Origin of the sequence: Citrobacter braakii, from assembly GCF_002075345.1 — a bacterium.
Classification (GTDB): Bacteria; Pseudomonadota; Gammaproteobacteria; order Enterobacterales; family Enterobacteriaceae; genus Citrobacter; species Citrobacter braakii.
In genome coordinates this window covers 428,723-445,867 of record NZ_NAEW01000004.1, presented here as the reverse complement: position 1 = coordinate 445,867, position 17,145 = coordinate 428,723, and the positions used below count along the sequence as shown (strand labels likewise).

Genomic DNA, 17,145 nt, shown 5'->3' with positions numbered 1-17,145 from the left:
ATTTATTCTTTTCAAATGGCCGTCAGAAATTAAGTTCCTGTCCTGGCAAAAACTGACGGCATAAAAAGGTTTTCTTCCGTTGGCGCAGCGCTGTGACTGCGCCAGACGGAGAAATGAGCGTCATGTTCGTGGCGTATCCGTTTATTTCACGGTGGCTCTTTTTACTGCCCGTGATGGCGGGTGACACATAACACACTGGTAACCGTGTGCAGGCTCTCCCGCATGAGTTATAAACTTACCGCCACATTTAGAACAGGGGGTATAATCCAGCATCCCCGAATCAACAAACCGCCTCAGTATCCACGCCCGGGTGAGGGACAGTGTCTCTGAGTTACCGGCATATCTTAAATATGCACGATAAGCCCGGATAAGTATTTTGACCGGTGACTCATCAGGCGACTGCGATTTTATGCAGTCAAATATATTACAGAACAGGGATGAGTGAACGTTATGCTCCCAGACAATAAACCAGTCGGCTGAAAAGGGGAGCATGCCTTTAGGGGGTGAAACGCCCGTCAGCTCCCGGTACAGCCGGGTCATTTTTCCCCGGCTGAGTCTGACGGTGTGTTCCAGTAACTGCATCCGGGCGCCGAGAGAAATCAGCTCCACGGCCAGTTGCGTATCCTGCAGTTCCTGCAGCAGACTTTCAGATGCCATGACCACCTCCGGTATCAGACAGGCACAGGATGGCCGCATGCATGGGGCTGAGGTGGTCAATCCGGGAATCCTGCAACAGCCCCTCCAGCGCGGCAGGATTCCTGATGCGCAGGGTGAAGATAAAATGTGGGTGCAGGGACAACTGGTGCAGTTGTGTTTCTGTCATGCTGCTGATGAGATCGGCTACCGGGGCACTCAGTCCCAGCCTGAACATGGCAATACTTTTGTCTTTCAGCAGCATTTTCTGCGCCAGACTCAGCCAGGTATAATTCATTTCATACAGACTTTGTTCTGTATTCATTCGGGTAACTCCTTTCCTGCCGCGTGAAATAAAAATTAACACCGGAAAATATTCACGAGTAAATACGTGGCAAAACTTTTGTATCCGGTGATGCAATAATCGTCAGAAGTATTTCTTTATTTGATTTTCGATTAATGTTTTCTGATGCTTTCTTTTTTATCGGTATAAAGAGTGGTGGTTCCCGGATTCATTCCAGAATGAACGTGTCGCTGACTTTTGCTATTCTGTGTGATTCCTGAATACCGTTGTAATTCACCACCTGTGTGATAATGTTTCTGGTATCATTTTCCGGCATTATCAGTGTCTTACCGACAGGAATGATAATTCGGTTGTTATTGTCCGGTGTCATAATATGCGGCTCGTTTTTCGCAACAGATATGGACGGGTGAGGCGTGGCATTCTGTGCGTTTTTTCGGATAACTGCAGAAGTATTATCCGGCGTCATGGCACAGGTGAGGTGTGAAAATAAAAGTACAGGCGCGCAATAAAACAGTATGGTTAACTTTTTCATCGTGGATACCTCTTCTGGTTTCTGTTGGCTGTTTTATCGGAGGTGTGGGAATATATATGTGCTCTGTTTCTTTCGTCTCTTTTATTCCCCGATGATAATAATATTGCACCGGGTTTTTGACAGGGCAAGAGTATTTCCTGATTTAAAGCAAATAATTTTAAAGTAATGGTGGCTCTGAAATAACATTATTGTTTTTTGTTTATCATGACGATTTGATATTTTTTTGTTTTTTTACACGGCAGTTTCCGCGGAGATTCCGGCATTGCAGAGCCGGAATGAATCTGCATGGTTATTATGTCTGTAAAGCAGGCTTTATCTGACGGGTAAATGGTTGCGTGCGCGCATCGTTGCCGATCATGATTTCGCACCGTTGCCGACGGGTATCAGTGCTGTTTGTCTTCCGCAGACCGTTTTCCGGAAGGTTAATTTTCATTTCCGGGTACTGATTTTAGGCTGGCGTCGGTTACGCATTGTTTCCACCATGGGCGGGTTACTCTTTCTGTGGAGACCCGGATATGACTTATTCTGATACACCCGAACAGTCTGCCGTCATTGACTGGCAGGGAACGCGCCTGGTTGTTGGTGCCTTTGCCGGCACAGGCAAGACCACCACCCTGCGGCGTTTTGCAGAGCAGAACTCTGATGAACGGATGCTGTATGTGGCCTACAACCGCGCCATACGCGATGAGGCACAGCAGAAGTTCCCGTACAATGTGACCTGCAGGACATCACATCAGCTGGCGTTTGCCGTGACGGGAAAACATTTCACCACGCGGATTGCCGGCAACCTGAAGGTAACCGACATTGCCCGTGCCCTGAACAGCAAAAACTGGCGTCTGGCCGGTAATGTGCTGTTCACGCTGAACCATTTTATGAGCAGCGCGGATGAACAAATCATGGCGATGCACACGCCGGATGAAGAGGAGCTGTCCGGGGCGGAGCTGGCACAGACGCTGGCAGCCGCACAAAAAGTCTGGCTGATGATGACTGCCCGCCGGGGCGATTTCCCCGTCACGCATGACACCTACCTCAAGCTTTACCAGCTCAGCCGACCGAACCTGTCATCCCGTTATTCCACCATTCTGTTTGACGAAGCCCAGGACGCCAACCCTGTGACCAGCGCCATTGTTCTGAACCAGTCCTGCAGGGTGGTACTGGTCGGTGACCCACATCAGCAGATTTATCGTTTTCGTGGCGCGGATAACGCGATGAACGCCCCGGCACTTGGTGATGCCGATCGTCTGTGGCTGACACACAGTTTCCGCTTTGGCACGGAGGTGGCAAACGTGGCCAACCGGCTGCTGGCACTGAAAGGTGAGACACGTAAGGTGACGGGGAAAGGCGGGCCTGACCGGGTTCTGGAAACGCTCCCCCGGGCATGCGGACATCGTGCCGTGCTGCACCGGACGGTGTGTGGCGTCATCGGTACGGCGCTGCATTACTCGCTGGCCGGAAAGAAAGTGTACTGGGTGGGAGGAATGGAAAGCTACAGGGTGGATGACCTGGTGGACCTGTACTGGCTCTCGGTGGACTTACCGGAACGGATGAAGAAGGACACCCTGACGCAGAATTACCGGGACTACGCGGAGTACTGTGAAGTGGCGGAAGAAACGGGAGACCCGGAAATGAAGCAGTCGATGAATATTCTCGACCAGTTTTTCCCGCTGCCGGACAGGCTGAAAACGCTGTGGCAGCAGCGGGTGGAGGACGAGCGTGAAGCGGATGTGACGGTGTGTACGGCGCACCGCAGCAAGGGGCTGGAATGGGACACGGTGAAACTGTATGACGACTTTGCCGATATCCTGGACCCGGAGATGCCGGCGGATAAACGGGACGATGAACTCAACCTGTTGTATGTCGCCGCCACGCGCGCCAGACGGACGCTGGTTCCTGACCCGGTGATACAGGAGGTACTGGCGCAGCCCCCGGCAGAAGACATTCTGTCCGGCCAGAGTGCCGGGGACGACAGTGATACTGATACCGGTGATGACGTCAGTGAAAACGGGGAGGAAAAGGATGTGGCGTAAGCTTTTCGGGTTCAGTACCACCGGTAAGGGAAAGGAGCGGACGCCGGAAGCACGCGGATATCTGCGGCCGCTGACGGCAGAGGAGATACTTGACACGGAAAACCGTCAGGGGCTGCTGAAACAGATACGCGATAACAGCCTGATGACAAAGGAAGGGACAGAGCAGTATTACATGCAGCCGCTGCGCCACTGCGTGAATCTGATGCAATTGTTGCCGGTCACGGAGAAGGAACATCATGCGGTGGTGGGCGGCCTGGTGGATTTCACGCTGACGACGGTGGCTTACGCGCTGCGTTTATCCCGGGGATATATGCTGCCGCAGGGGGCCGGGGCGGAGGAGCAGTCAGCGCAGGCGGCAACCTGGAACGCGGTGATTTTTTATGCTGCGCTGTGCCGGTCGCTGACGGTGTTTGGTTTGCTGGAAGGGGAACTGGCCGACGGGACCCTCTGGTTCCCGGGGCTGGTTGTGCCGTCACAGCCTTATCGGCTGCGTTTTTGTAAGGACAGGGAAGAGAGGTTGCAGGCGCTGGCGGTATTGCTGGGGATGCGGCTGCTGCCGGAGGACGTGGTTGTCTGGCTGGGCAGGACACCGGCGGCGCTGGACACGCTGTTGCGTATTATCAGGGGGGAGGACAGACCCGGATGTGTGGTGTCAAAAATAATCAGCGAGGCGGCTGAACTGGCGGGTGAGCCGGTGGCAGAAGCCCGGAGGGCACCTGAGCCGGTTGTTTCTGCTCCCGTGGCACCGGGGCCGGTCGTGTCAGTCGTACAGCCGGGAGCACTGGTACCGGCAACGGAACAGCAGCAGATTGTTGTTGCAGAGCCGGATACCGGCATGGTGCTGGGGTCAGCCCTTGACGGGGCCACAGTTGCCGGAGCCGGAAATACTGTCGTACCAGCAGTTCCGCAACCAGCATCCGTGCCGGAAGAACCAGCAGATCAGACCATTGGTAACGTGATGGCGCTGATGGGGTTCAGTACTACGAATACACAGGAGGAAACTGGCACGGTTCCGGGGAATGTATCCCTGAACAGGGAGTCCGTTGAAGGGGGGACTGAACATGGCGAAGCACTAATGGAAACAGTAAGTTCTGGTCAGCCGGATAATCTGCCGAAACCGGAAGACAACAGTGGCAGACTGTTCTGGCAGTGGCTCCGCGAAGGTCTGATGAACGGTGAAATATCAGTGAACACTCCAGGTTCCGCTGTTCATATTATCTGCGGGTTTGTTTTTATCAGCGTTCCTGCAATTTTTTACCAGTTCATTAAATCAGCGCCCTGCGTGGAGGGGAAAACCCGGGAACAGATACAGGCTGCCTTCGAACGTCTCGGTGTACATAAAAGTGTTAATAACCAGCGCTGCTGGCAGTGTAGCCTGTATGAAAAACCGGATGGAAGAGGCGGATATAAAAAATTCTCCGGATACCTGATCCAGTTGTCGCTGATTTATCCCAGAGAACAATATCCTGAAGACAGTATGTTTCTGAGATTTTCCAGAGGAATGCAGTAATTACAACGGGATAATTAAAATTGTAATAAAATACGTCACTTTTACATTTTATGAAACATTTTTGCGCTTGTGTCTGATCATCTGCATTCAGAAATAATATTCCTGAGCGAGAATGCTTCGTATGAAATATGGTATCAATCGTTGATGCAGGATATATATGAAAGAAAAGATCACCTGGACTGAGTTTGTTGAAGAATACATTCTGGAAAAGGAATTACGCACAGCTTCAGAATGGAGTTATCGCAAAGTCAGTTCCTGCTTTGCTGAACATCTTGGCCCTTTTGTTTTTCCTGAGGACGTAACCCGCAGGCATGCATTATTATGGCGCAGACGGGTGCTGAAAGTGGAGAAGAGGCAGGAAACAACATGGAATAATAAAGCGTCGCATATGAATGCGTTATTTAATTATGCCATCAAGAGGAGACTGTTTGAAATTGATGAAAACCCTTTTGCTGAAACAAAGGTAAAGGCCGGTAAAAAGAAAAAGAAGACAATGCGGCAGGCCCAGATCTCACATGCCTACCGGGTGATGGAGGCTCATGAGGAGGAAGAACGTCGTCTGGGGATCCTGGCTTCCCGGAATGCGTTATTTCCGGCCTGGTTCTGGCTGACAATGATGGACACACTTTATTATACGGGAATGCGGCAGAACCAGCTTTTACATTTACGGGTCGGGGACATATTTCTGGATGAGAATATTATCAGACTGGGGAATAAAGGTAGTAAAAATCATCAGGAACATTTTCTGTCTGTTGTCAGTTATCTGAAACCCCGTCTGGCGCTTATTCTGCAAAAAGCCGCTGAGAGGGGACTGAAGAAAAATGATCTGCTGTTTAATATTCCGGTATTCACGGGTAAGGATGAAAATATCACGGAAGATATGGGATCGCCCCCGGTCCGTTCCTTTTTCCGGCGTTTATCGCGGGAATGTGGTTTTACGATGACATCACACCGGTTCAGACATACGCTGGCGACGGAGATGATGAAGCTCCCGGAGCAGAACCTGTATATAACACGGAATGTGCTGGGGCATTCGAGCATGAAATCGACGCTGGAATATGTTGAACGGGATCTTGATGCTGAAAGGAGGGTACTGGAGAAACAGTTTGCGGTGCTGAAAAAACACAAGGTTATTGATCACTGTGATGAGGATGGTTGACAAAAGATTTACCATCTGTAACGATGTTTGACGATCGAGAAGAGGGAACCTGCGCTAACAGGTTCCCTCACTTGAGAAACCTGAAATCCATATCGATGTTATATCTGAACAGGCTACACCGATTACAATTCCGGGTTCCATCTGACGCCCGTGAGGGATCTCAAGCCCTGACCGACGTACTTTGATAAGAGATGGTGCCCGGAGACAGGATCGAACTGCCGACACGGGGATTTTCAATCCCCTGCTCTACCGACTGAGCTATCCGGGCAACGAGGCGCATTAAACCCGATTCGCTTCGCTTCGTCAACGAAATTTCTTCAAATCAATGCAGACTGCACAATCTATCACCACATTGCTGCTAATGCACGCATTCTCAGGCAAAAAATGCCGTCCAGGCGGCGGAAAGCGGCATTGCCAGCAGCAGGGCAGGAAGCATATTCACAACCGCAAACATCTTAATGCCGCAAATACGCAAACCGGTTGCTAGCAGCAATAGACCGCCTACGGCGCTGAAATCGGCCATCATAGCTGGCGTCGTCAGGGGTAAAATCAGTGCTGCACAGGTGGCAAGCGTTAACTGGATTGCCAGCATCGGCATGCAAATGGCGGATACCGCGATTCCTAATGAACAGGCAAAAATGATGGCCGTGAAGAAATCCAAAAATGACTTGGCGATTAAAATATTCGGGTCGCCGGTCATCCCTTCATGTATCGCACCGAAGATCCCGGTACCGCTGGCGCAAAACAGCACAATGATAGCCACATAGCTTTGAATAAAGGATTCGTGCGTTACGTTGGCGTCCGAGCGGGTGAAAACCTGCTGCGCTTTGGCTACCGCAGCATTGATCCCTTTTTCCAGATGACAGAACTCGCCAATTAATGCGCCGACGAGCGTTGCCAGAACCATCACCGGTAGGTTGGCGCATTTGATAACCAGCAAGATACCAATCCCTAACGAGGCCAGCCCGAAAATAGAGGTCATGGAGACCCGAATGCGTTCTGGTATATGCTGGCTGAGCAGCGCGCCGAGAATGCCACCAAATAAAATGGCGCTGGCATTAATAAAGGGTCCGATTACCACATTTGCTCCTGCATACCCATCATCGTCTTGATACTAAAGGCAATTAGCTGGGTGAAATTATGTTTCAGATTGCATTATTATGCCGCAACTTTCAGACGAAATGCTTGCTGATCTGTAAGGTTTTCGCGCAAGATTTTATCTTGCGCCTGTAATTGAAAGGTGCCATGATTGCGCGAATTTTCTCCTGTCTGAATGGGGCTGCCTGGGATGATATTACTCCCCCTACATCGCCTTCAACATCGCCTTTTTGCGCGACGTTTGCCCCTTCCCGCGACTTATCTTTACGCTCCCACCATGCGGTGAGGGCAGCGCACGCTCACTGCAGGATAACAGTAAAATCAGAGGCTATCTGCTTTTACTGATGTCTGGCGGTCGGGGCTGGTAACCAGTTTGACCTGTCATTTCGTGGGCAAAGCCATGCGGCGTTGTCCGGGACTTTTGATTTTCCCGAAACGGGTTATTGCGCTTATGAAATCAATGAAAATTGCCGCCAGTAGTGAACTGGTTTCTCGTCTGTCCAGCCATCGTCAGGTGGTGTCGCTGGACAGTACTGATTTTACTGACGTTGCGGCAGTCGTCATTACCGTTGCGGACAGCCGCAGTGGGATCCTGGCTTTGCTGAAACGCACCGGTTTTCATCTACCTGTGTTTCTGTTCGCAGAGTCTGATGTTGATGTGCCTGCGGGCGTTAATGCGGTAATTCGCGGTCAGGCTCAGGACTGGCTGGAGCTGGAATCTGCTGCCTGTCAGTATGAGGAAGAGCTGCTGCCGCCGTTCTATGACACGCTTACCCAGTATGTCGAAATGGGGAACAGCACGTTTGCCTGCCCGGGACACCAACACGGTGAGTTTTTTAAGAAGCATCCTGCGGGCCGACATTTCTATGAGTTCTTTGGTGAGAATCTGTTTCGCGCGGATATGTGCAATGCTGACGTTAAGCTTGGCGATCTGTTGATTCATGAAGGATCAGCGAAACATGCGCAGAAATTTGCCGCGAAAGTTTTCCACGCGGATAAAACCTACTTTGTGCTGAATGGGACCTCTGCGGCCAATAAAGTGGTCACCAATGCGCTGCTGACGCGCGGCGATCTGGTGCTGTTTGACCGCAATAATCATAAATCGAACCACCACGGGGCGCTGATCCAGGCGGGTGCTACGCCGGTTTATCTGGAAGCGGCGCGTAATCCGTTTGGCTTTATTGGCGGCATTGATGAGCACTGCTTTGATGAGGAGTATCTGCGCCAGCAACTTCGAGAAGTTGCGCCGCAAAAGGCTGATCAACCGCGCCCGTTCCGTCTGGCGATCATTCAGTTGGGTACCTATGACGGTACGATCTACAACGCCCGGCAGGTGATCGACAAGATCGGTCACCTGTGCGATTACATCCTGTTTGATTCCGCATGGGTCGGTTACGAGCAATTTATTCCGATGATGGCCGATGGTTCACCGCTGCTGCTGGAGCTCAATGCTAACGATCCGGGGATTTTTGTCACTCAGTCGGTACACAAACAGCAGGCCGGATTCTCGCAAACCTCGCAGATCCATAAAAAGGATAACCATATTCGCGGCCAGGCGCGCTTCTGCCCGCATAAGCGTCTGAACAATGCGTTTATGCTGCATGCTTCCACCAGCCCGTTTTACCCGCTGTTTGCGGCGCTGGACGTTAACGCCAAAATCCATGAAGGCGAGAGCGGCCGTCGGCTATGGGCGGAATGTGTGACGCTGGGGATCGAGGCCCGCAAAGCGATTATTACCCGCTGTAAGCTGCTTCAACCGTTTATTCCTCCGGTAGTAGATGGCAAACCGTGGGAAAGCTATCCGACACAGGTGATTGCCAGCGAGCGTCGCTTCTTTAGCTTTGAACCTGGTGCTAAATGGCATGGTTTTTCTGGATATGCACGCGACCAGTATTTTGTCGATCCCTGCAAACTGCTGTTAACCACTCCGGGCATTGATGCGCAAACTGGGCAATATACTGAGTTTGGTATTCCGGCGACGATTTTGGCGCATTATCTGCGTGAAAACGGTATCGTGCCGGAGAAATGCGACCTTAACTCGATTCTGTTCCTGCTGACCCCGGCAGAAAGCGCTGAGAAACTGGCGCAACTGGTCGCGATGCTGGCGCAGTTTGAACAACATATTGAAGACGATACGCCGCTGGCAAACGTGCTGCCCACCATCTTCAACAAGTATCCGGTACGTTACCGGGATTACACGCTGCGTGAACTGTGTCAGGAGATGCACTCACTGTACGTCAGCTTTGATGTGAAAGATCTGCAAAAAGCGATGTTCCGTCAGGAGAGTTTACCTACCGTGGCGATGAACCCACAGGATGCTAACAGCGCCTTTATCCGCGGTGATGTTGAACTGGTGCGTATTTGTGATGCCGCTGGTCGCATTGCGGCAGAAGGCGCGCTGCCTTATCCTCCGGGCGTACTGTGCGTGGTACCGGGCGAAGTATGGGGCGGGGCGGTGCAACGTTACTTCCTGGCATTGGAAGAGGGCATAAACCTGCTGCCGGGCTTCTCGCCGGAGCTGCAAGGGGTTTACGGTGAAACGGATGCAGACGGTATTAAACGTCTGTATGGATATGTTCTGAAGTAAGCGTCATCTGACCAAATAGGGCCACCATCAGGTGACCCTATTTAATCAATAAAGATTAGTGCGCGATAGTCTGGGCGCCTGCCGGAACGCGTACGTGTTTGTATTTAAACAGCGCAACGAAGGCAAAAGCCAGAACCAGCGAGTAACCTGCGAAGATCAGCCACACGGTCTGCCAATCGGTAATACCGTTCAGCGTATAGTGTTCAACTACTTTACCGCTCACCAGACCGCCCAGAATACAACCGAATCCGTTGGTCATCATCAGGAACATGCCTTGTGCGCTGGCGCGGATTTCAGGGCGAACTTCTTTCTCTACAAACACGGAGCCAGAGATGTTGAAGAAGTCGAAGGCGCAGCCGTAAACAATCATCGACAGAACCAGCAGCACGGTACCAAACGGTGTTGGATCGCCGTAGGCAAACAGGCCAAAGCGCAGCATCCACGCCACAATACTGATAAGCATCACGTTCTTAATACCGTAACGGCTTAAGAAGAACGGGATGGTCAGGATAAACAGCGTCTCGGAGATCTGCGAAATCGACATCATCACCGACGCGTGTTCAACGATGAAGCTGCCGGAGAACAGCGGATTGTTATCGAAGCTGTGCAGGAAGGTATTACCGAACATATTGGTAATTTGCAGCTCTGCGCCCAGCATCATAGAGAAGATGAAGAAAATCGCCATACGCTTGTTTTTAAACAGCGCGAAGGCATCCAGGCCCAACATGGAAGACCAGCTCTGGTTTTTCTGCTGATTGGCGACCGGGATATGCGGCAGCGTCAGGGTAAACAGCGCCAATACGACGGACAGCGTCGCGCCGATATACAGCTGCATATGGCTCAGTTCAAAGCCGGAGAAGCTTACCGCCCACATCGCCAGAATAAAGCCGATGGTGCCCCAGATACGGATTGGCGGGAAGTCTGTAACAATATCCATCCCGGCTGATTGCAGGCGATAGTAAGAGATGGTGTTGATTAACCCCAACGTTGGCATATAGGCCAGTGAGTTAAGCAAGATCACAAAGAACATAGCACCTGGCGTGGTGACTTCGGCTGCGGCGAACAGCGTTGCTGCGCCGACCAGGTGACAAATGGTGTACACCCATTTCGCACTGATCCATTTGTCAGCCACGATCCCTAACAGCGTAGGCATAAACACGGCGGCGATCCCCAGCGAGCTGTACACCGCGCCAATGGATGCACCATCAAATTTAAGGGTGACAAACATATAGGAGCCGAGGGTAGTGAGCCAACTACCCCATAAGCAGAACTGCAGAAACGAGAGAACTTTCAGCTGCAGCTTAAGATTCATGTTAATTTCCTCACACCGTAATGCGGATGAATGTTTTAAAAGGCACATTTGCCGTGGCTATATGATGTGATTCTATCAACGAGAGGCACTCTTTTTTTGTTACCTGTGACAAATATTTGCAAACAATTTCGGATTGCAAAGCAAAAGAGTGATGGAGTTAACGTTTTTCCCCCTTCAGGCCCCCGTTTTAGGGGGCAAGAGAGGGATACATTAGCGGCGACGATATGATTTTTGTGCGGAATTGACCTTGTAAAGATATCGGCGTGATTCAGCAGATGGGTGTCGGGTGGTCAGCGTTTGATAAACGTCCCCAGGGGACATGCTGTTAATGATGTTTGCGGCCTGAATTTTATCGTTCGAGAACACGCGCAGCACGCTGCCCGCACCGCCGTTATACGCGGTGATCACCGCATAGCGACGCGAGGTCGGATTATCAATGCCGCCCAAATAGACATTATTCAGCATTGCCAGATAGGCAGTACCGGTATCAATGTTGCTGGCCGGGTCAAACAAGAAGCTACGGCTTGGCGTGCCTGAGCGCCCCTGCGAACGGAACACATCTTTTCCGGCGCTGTGTTGTACCACCTGCATGAGTCCCAGCGCATCGGCATGGCTGACCGCATACGGGTTAAACGAGGATTCGGTTTGCATGATGGCCAGAATCAGTGACTCGTCGACGCCATACTTACGTGAAGCCTGACGTACCATGCCGACGTATTTATGCGCGCGCTTATCAAGGTGGTTCGGGACCAGATTGATCGTCACGCTATAGATGATACGCAAGCCATTGCTGCGCTTTTTCAGTCGCGTTTGTAGCAGGTAGTTGGCAAAGTTGGTTGCACGTCCCTCCCAACGAATAGGCTGGCCGGTATTATCGACTACCTGCCCGTACAGGAACGGCTCTTTGGAAATCTTAATGTCGTCGACATCGGAATAGAGGTCGATAGAACCCGGATCATCACCCATCAGCAACGTCTTGATAATCGCTCGACGCAGATGTCCGGCGGGATCTGTCCCGGCAATGGTCTCGACGGTTATCGTACCGTCATCAAAATTGATATGGCTGCGGGTTTGATACTGATCGGTATACTTTACGTAGTCCTTCGGACCCGCAATCAGCACTTCCTTAAATCCCCACAGATTCTCAATGTTATGGGCAAATTGCCCCATCAGAATATCAAAACCGTTGGTATCCTTGACCCAGGCTTCGTTATAGGAATCGCCTTTTTTGGTCGAACTGGAACAGGAGATGAGCAACGGCGCGATAACGGCAAGCGCGAGAAATTTTTTCATCATTCCGGGAGTGCGTGTTGTGTTTGTTGTTGTATCGTTTTGCCGGATGGCGGTGCAAGCACCCTATCCGGCCTACGAGATTGCCAGCAAGCGATGCTTATTTTTTTTCTTCAGGCGTATAGCCTTCAATATGCACATCCTTACCTTCAAACAGGAAGTTAATCATCTCCTGTTCCAGTAACTTACGGTGTTCAACGTTCATCATATTGAGTTTCTTCTCGTTAATCAGCATGGTTTGTTTATGCTGCCATTGCGCCCATGCTTCTTTAGAAATCTCGTTATAGATGCGTTTTCCCAGATCGCCCGGGTACAGCTGAAAATCCTGTCCTTCTGCTTCGCGTTGCAGGAAAGTGCAAAAAATCGTTCTGCTCATAAAAAATCCTCTTTATCGACCGGTACGTTAAACCTGTGTGCCGGCACGTAATTGCTGTAACAAACGCTCCACGGGGGCCGCCAGTCCGACCGACGGCGGTTGCGCTAAGTTATACCAGAGCGCGTTGCCTTCATCCATGCATGAGGTGAATGAGGACACGGGAAGCCACATAGGCACAATATCTAAGTGGAAATGGCTAAAGGTATGGCGAAACGCATTAAGTTGGGTCAGATTATCTGCGTTAATTTGCCGTTGCGCCAGCCAGTCGCGTAGCCCATCCTCATCATCAAACTGCGGAAAACAGTATAAGCCACCCCATAAGCCGCTGGGTGGTCGCTGCGCGAGCAACACCTCGTTTTCATGCTGCATCAGTAAAAAATAGCCCGTCCGTTCTGGTAATGTCTGTTTGGGCTTTTTACCCGGGTACAGCGCCCAGCTTGCATTGGCGCTCGCCACACAGCCATTTTCCAACGGACACAGGGAACATTTGGGTTTTGAGCGCGTACAGACCATGGCGCCTAAATCCATCATCGCCTGATTAAACCGCTCCACCCCATGGGCTGGCGTAACCTGCTCGCTCAATTCCCACAGTTTCTTTTCGACCTCTTTTTTACCCGGCCAGCCGCTTACAGCATAACAGCGAGCCAGCACTCGTTTGACGTTACCGTCAAGAATCGGAAAATGCTGACCCAGGGAGAGCGAAAGGATCGCGCCTGCAGTTGAACGTCCCACGCCTGGCAGGGCGGCCACTTCATCAAAGGTTTGCGGGAATGAGCCGCCGTGCAGCGTCACAACCTGTTGCGCGGCTTTATGCAGATTACGCGCTCGGGCGTAATAGCCCAGCCCGGTCCATAAATGCAGGACTTCATCCAGCGGCGCATGGGCTAAATCCGTTACCGTTGGGAAGCGCGCCATAAAGCGCTCAAAGTAGGGGATAACGGTCGCAACCTGAGTTTGTTGCAGCATCACCTCAGAGAGCCATACTTTGTAAGGCGTCTTATCAATTTGCCAGGGCAGCGTTTTCCGCCCGTATTTGTCGTACCAGCTCAAAACCTGAGCCGAGAATTGAGACGCTTGCATGATTACCGTTTCATTATTGCCGGGGGCAAGATTGCAGCACAGCGGCAACGGGGTGTAAACCGGAACTTTCCGCTGCTCACTTTCTTCCTTTACTTGCATCCGGCAACTAACTTTGGATAATGCCCGTTTCAGAACTCAAACACAGCAGACTAAACTTTTATGAAGAACGACGTCATTTCACCGGAATTTGATGAAAACGGCCGCCCTCTGCGCCGGATTCGTAGTTTTGTTCGTCGCCAGGGGCGACTGACGAAAGGGCAGGAACACGCGCTGGAAAACTACTGGCCGGTGATGGGCGTTGAGTTCAGCGAAGAACCTGTGGATTTCGCTGCGCTGTTTGGTCGCGATGCGCCAGTCACGCTTGAAATTGGTTTTGGTATGGGGGCTTCGCTGGTGGCGATGGCGAAAGCGCGTCCGGAGCAAAATTTCCTCGGCATTGAGGTTCACTCACCGGGCGTTGGCGCGTGTCTGGCTTCAGCTCATGAAGAGGGCGTCGAGAACCTGCGTGTCATGTGCCATGATGCCGTCGAAGTCCTGCATAAAATGATTCCTGACAATTCTTTATCTATGGTTCAGCTGTTTTTCCCTGACCCGTGGCATAAAGCACGTCATAATAAACGCCGTATCGTTCAGGTACCGTTTGCTGAGCATATCTTAAGCAAGCTGAAGCTGGGCGGCGTGTTCCACATGGCAACCGACTGGGAAGCCTATGCGGAGCACATGCTTGAAGTGATGTCCTCGATTGAAGGGTATAAAAACCAGTCAGAGAGTAACGATTATGTACCGCGCCCGGAATCGCGCCCGGTAACCAAATTTGAACAACGTGGTCATCGTCTTGGCCACGGCGTATGGGACTTAATGTTCGAGAGGATGAAATAATGGCAAAGAACCGTAGCCGTCGTCTGCGTAAAAAAATGCACATCGACGAATTCCAGGAAGTAGGATTTTCGGTTGCATGGCGTTTCCCGGAAGGTACATCTGGAGAGCAGGTCGATCAAATCGTTGATGATTTTATCAATGAAGTTATCGAACCGAACAAGCTGGCCTTTGACGGCAGCGGCTATCTGGCCTGGGAAGGTCTGATCTGTCTGCAGGAAATCGGCAAATGCACCGAAGAACATCAGGCTATCGTGCGTAAGTGGCTGGAAGAGCGCAAACTCGAAGAAGTGCGCACCAGCGAACTTTTCGATATTTGGTGGGACTAAGTAGCAAAGGGTCGGCAAATGCCGGCCCAATTTGTATTGAGGGAAAGATATGATGCGCAAAACGCTGCTGGCGGCAGTCCTAACGTTCACGGCGATGGCCGCACATGCTGATTATCAGTGCAGCGTCACCCCGCGTGACGATGTGATTTTGAGTCCACAAACGGTACAGGTGAAGGGTGAGAACGGCAACCTGGTCATAACCCAGGCCGGTGATGTCACCTTTAACGGTAAACAGTACAACCTGAACGCCGCGCAGCGTGAACAGGCCAAAGATTATCAGGCGGCGTTGCGTAGCAGCCTGCCGTGGATTGATGAAGGTGCCAGAGCGCGCGTGGAGAAAGGTCGCGTGGCGCTGGATAAAATCATCGCCAAAGAGGTCGGCGAAAGCAGCAACATGCGTGGCCGCTTAACTAAGCTGGATGCGCAATTGAAAGAGCAGATGAACCGCATTATTGAGCATCGCACTGACGGCCTGACCTTCCATTATAAGGCGATTGATCAGGTCCGCGCGGATGGACAACAGCTGGTCAATCAGGCGATGGGCGGTATTTTGCAGGACAGCATCAATGAGATGGGGGCGAAAGCCGTGCTCAAAGGCGGTGGTAATCCGCTGCAGGGCGTGCTCGGAAGCCTCGGAGGTTTGCAAACCTCAATTCAGAACGAATGGAAGAATCAGGAACAAGACTTCCAGCAGTTTGGCAAAGATGTCTGCGCCCGCGTCGTGACGCTGGAAAACGATCGTAAGACGCTGGTTAGCAATCTGAAATAATCTTCACCTCTTTTTAACGGCACAGAAACATTCTGTGCCGTTTTATTTTGTATTTTTCTGTTTTTTTGATATCCATCTCTAAGAATAACAATTTGATGGAGATATAAATCTGGTTAATTGGATGGCGTCACATTATTCATCTGTAAGATAGACATAATGCTGCAAATTCAAGTAACTGGAGAAATAACATGGAGTTTTTCAAGAGAACGGCACTTGCCGCACTGGTTATGGGTTTCAGCGGCGCGGCGCTTGCACTGCCAAACATCACTATTTTAGCTACCGGCGGGACGATTGCCGGCGGTGGTGACTCCGCAACAAAATCTAACTACACGGCAGGCAAAGTCGGCGTAGAAAATTTGGTTGATGCCGTACCTCAGTTGAAAGATATCGCCGTTGTGAAAGGCGAGCAGGTGGTAAACATCGGCTCCCAGGATATGAATGACGAAGTCTGGCTAACGCTGGCGAAAAAGATTAATACCGAGTGTGATAAAACTGACGGCTTCGTGGTAACACATGGTACGGATACCATGGAAGAAACCGCCTATTTCCTCGATCTCACCGTCAAGTGCAACAAGCCGGTGGTGCTGGTCGGCGCAATGCGTCCGTCTACGGGTATGAGCGCTGATGGCCCGTTCAACCTGTATAACGCCGTGGTAACCGCCGCAGACAAAGCCTCTGCCAACCGTGGTGTGCTGGTGGTCATGAACGACACCGTTATGGATGGTCGCGACGTGACCAAAACTAACACTACGGATGTCGCTACTTTCAAATCCGTTAACTATGGTCCGCTGGGTTATATCCATAACGGTAAAATCGACTACCAGCGTACGCCTGCGCGAAAACACACCACATCCACGCCGTTCGATGTATCTAAGCTGACCGAGCTGCCGAAAGTTGGGATTGTTTACAACTACGCTAACGCCTCCGATCTGCCAGCTAAAGCATTGGTAGACGCGGGTTACGCCGGGATCGTCAGTGCGGGTGTAGGTAACGGTAATCTGTATAAAACCATTTTCGATACGCTAGCAACTGCCGCGCATAAAGGTACCGTTGTGGTGCGTTCATCCCGTGTACCAACGGGCGCCACCACCCAGGATGCTGAAGTTGATGATGCGAAATACGGATTTGTGGCTTCAGGCTCTCTGAACCCGCAAAAAGCGCGTGTTCTGCTGCAACTGGCTCTGACCCAAACCAAGAATCCTAAGCAGATCCAGGAAATGTTTAATCAGTATTAATGGCATAAAAAATGCCCCTACCGTAGCG

General features: G+C 51.3%; 16 protein-coding genes and 1 tRNA gene. 8 read left to right on the top strand and 9 right to left on the bottom strand.

Features of this window, described 5'->3' with window-relative positions; genetic code table 11:
- Positions 1–141: 141 nt before the first annotated feature.
- The 3 genes from flhC to BZK42_RS11975 all read right to left on the bottom strand — a co-directional run bounded on the left by flhC (position 142) and on the right by BZK42_RS11975 (position 1,469).
- Positions 142–657 carry a flagellar transcriptional regulator FlhC gene (flhC, locus tag BZK42_RS11985; RefSeq protein ID WP_080859208.1) on the bottom strand — a complete coding sequence of 172 codons (516 nt, stop codon included), beginning with the start codon at positions 655–657 and terminating at the stop codon, positions 142–144.
- Positions 647–958 carry a flagellar transcriptional regulator FlhD gene (locus BZK42_RS11980; RefSeq protein WP_080859207.1) on the bottom strand — a complete coding sequence of 104 codons (312 nt, stop codon included), beginning with the start codon at positions 956–958 and terminating at the stop codon, positions 647–649. Before BZK42_RS11980 ends, flhC begins: the two co-directional genes overlap by 11 nt.
- A 187-nt stretch (positions 959–1,145) precedes the next feature.
- Complete coding sequence (locus tag BZK42_RS11975; RefSeq protein ID WP_080859206.1) at positions 1,146–1,469, bottom strand: hypothetical protein; 324 nt, start codon at positions 1,467–1,469, stop codon at positions 1,146–1,148.
- A 515-nt stretch (positions 1,470–1,984) separates the two neighbouring features.
- Between BZK42_RS11975 and BZK42_RS11970 the strand changes: the two genes are divergently transcribed.
- The 3 genes from BZK42_RS11970 to BZK42_RS11960 all read left to right on the top strand — a co-directional run bounded on the left by BZK42_RS11970 (position 1,985) and on the right by BZK42_RS11960 (position 6,165).
- Positions 1,985–3,496 carry a UvrD-helicase domain-containing protein gene (locus tag BZK42_RS11970; protein ID WP_080859205.1) on the top strand — a complete coding sequence of 504 codons (1,512 nt, stop codon included), beginning with the start codon at positions 1,985–1,987 and terminating at the stop codon, positions 3,494–3,496.
- Complete coding sequence (locus BZK42_RS11965; RefSeq protein WP_158083354.1) at positions 3,486–5,006, top strand: TraI domain-containing protein; 1,521 nt, start codon at positions 3,486–3,488, stop codon at positions 5,004–5,006. Before BZK42_RS11970 ends, BZK42_RS11965 begins: the two co-directional genes overlap by 11 nt.
- A gap of 157 nt (positions 5,007–5,163) precedes the next feature.
- Positions 5,164–6,165, top strand: coding sequence for a tyrosine-type recombinase/integrase (locus tag BZK42_RS11960; protein WP_080859203.1), 1,002 nt, complete (start codon positions 5,164–5,166; stop codon positions 6,163–6,165).
- 192 nt (positions 6,166–6,357) lie between these two features.
- Here the strand turns inward: BZK42_RS11960 and BZK42_RS11955 are convergent.
- Positions 6,358–6,433, bottom strand: a tRNA-Phe gene (locus tag BZK42_RS11955).
- 105 nt (positions 6,434–6,538) lie between these two features.
- The gene (locus BZK42_RS11950; RefSeq protein ID WP_080859202.1) at positions 6,539–7,246 is read right to left on the bottom strand and encodes a DUF554 domain-containing protein; all 708 of its coding nucleotides are present in this window, start codon (positions 7,244–7,246) and stop codon (positions 6,539–6,541) included.
- Positions 7,247–7,714: 468 nt separating this feature from the next.
- On the opposite strand from BZK42_RS11950, the gene BZK42_RS11945 reads away from it, so the two are divergent.
- A complete protein-coding gene (locus BZK42_RS11945) occupies positions 7,715–9,850 on the top strand; it encodes an ornithine decarboxylase (protein WP_080859238.1) in 2,136 nt (711 codons plus the stop codon).
- 55 nt (positions 9,851–9,905) lie between these two features.
- Here the strand turns inward: BZK42_RS11945 and BZK42_RS11940 are convergent, their stop codons facing one another.
- The 4 genes from BZK42_RS11940 to mutY form a co-directional block, all read right to left on the bottom strand.
- The gene (locus BZK42_RS11940; RefSeq protein WP_016157449.1) at positions 9,906–11,162 is read right to left on the bottom strand and encodes a nucleoside permease; all 1,257 of its coding nucleotides are present in this window, start codon (positions 11,160–11,162) and stop codon (positions 9,906–9,908) included.
- A 210-nt stretch (positions 11,163–11,372) separates the two neighbouring features.
- Positions 11,373–12,458, bottom strand: a complete 1,086-nt coding sequence (mltC, locus tag BZK42_RS11935; RefSeq protein ID WP_131346839.1) for a membrane-bound lytic murein transglycosylase MltC — start codon at positions 12,456–12,458, stop codon at positions 11,373–11,375.
- A gap of 94 nt (positions 12,459–12,552) precedes the next feature.
- On the bottom strand, positions 12,553–12,828 hold the full coding sequence (locus tag BZK42_RS11930; RefSeq protein ID WP_016154409.1) for an oxidative damage protection protein: 276 nt from the start codon (positions 12,826–12,828) through the stop codon (positions 12,553–12,555).
- Positions 12,829–12,855: 27 nt separating this feature from the next.
- Positions 12,856–13,908 carry an A/G-specific adenine glycosylase gene (mutY, locus tag BZK42_RS11925; RefSeq protein ID WP_049268553.1) on the bottom strand — a complete coding sequence of 351 codons (1,053 nt, stop codon included), beginning with the start codon at positions 13,906–13,908 and terminating at the stop codon, positions 12,856–12,858.
- 159 nt (positions 13,909–14,067) lie between these two features.
- Between mutY and trmB the strand changes: the two genes are divergently transcribed.
- The 4 genes from trmB to ansB all read left to right on the top strand — a co-directional run bounded on the left by trmB (position 14,068) and on the right by ansB (position 17,117).
- Positions 14,068–14,787, top strand: a complete 720-nt coding sequence (gene trmB / locus BZK42_RS11920; protein ID WP_080859201.1) for a tRNA (guanosine(46)-N7)-methyltransferase TrmB — start codon at positions 14,068–14,070, stop codon at positions 14,785–14,787.
- Positions 14,787–15,113 carry a YggL family protein gene (locus BZK42_RS11915; RefSeq protein ID WP_019077661.1) on the top strand — a complete coding sequence of 109 codons (327 nt, stop codon included), beginning with the start codon at positions 14,787–14,789 and terminating at the stop codon, positions 15,111–15,113. The genes trmB and BZK42_RS11915 overlap by 1 nt, the downstream gene beginning before the upstream one ends.
- A gap of 49 nt (positions 15,114–15,162) precedes the next feature.
- Positions 15,163–15,882, top strand: coding sequence for a YggN family protein (locus tag BZK42_RS11910; RefSeq protein WP_016154405.1), 720 nt, complete (start codon positions 15,163–15,165; stop codon positions 15,880–15,882).
- A 188-nt stretch (positions 15,883–16,070) separates the two neighbouring features.
- Positions 16,071–17,117: an L-asparaginase 2 gene (gene ansB / locus BZK42_RS11905; RefSeq protein WP_080859200.1), complete on the top strand. Its 1,047-nt coding sequence runs from the start codon at positions 16,071–16,073 to the stop codon at positions 17,115–17,117.
- Positions 17,118–17,145: the final 28 nt, after the last annotated feature.